Annotated in this window: 1 protein-coding gene; it reads left to right on the top strand. The window is 63.0% G+C overall.

All coding sequences use genetic code 11. From position 1 onward, the window contains the following. Window positions 1-254: NUDIX domain-containing protein (locus tag SB756_RS32600; protein WP_410913580.1), on the top strand; the 254-nt coding region annotated here is incomplete at both ends.

The raw sequence follows: 254 nt of genomic DNA, 5'->3' as shown, positions 1-254 counted from the left end.
CCAGCAGCAGCTGGGCGAGCTATCCCGGTAAGAAGCCTAAGCAGGTGCTGCCAGAGCGCAGCGGCTGGTTCCTGATGATGCAGGATGGTGATGATGTCTGGCTGGAGCAGCGCCCGCCTGTGGGCTTGTGGGGCGGCCTGTTCTGCTTCCCGCAGTTCACAACGGAAGCGGCGATGACCGACTGGCTGGCGGCCCGCGGCATCCATGCAAAACCGCAGCAGCTTACTGCGTTCCGTCACACCTTCAGCCATTTC

The sequence above is a fragment of the Pseudomonas sp. SIMBA_068 genome (genome assembly GCF_046534705.1).
GTDB lineage: Bacteria > Pseudomonadota > Gammaproteobacteria > Pseudomonadales > Pseudomonadaceae > Aquipseudomonas > Aquipseudomonas putida.
Note: the sequence above shows the minus strand (reverse complement) of the source record. Positions and strands in the feature narration are given on the sequence as shown.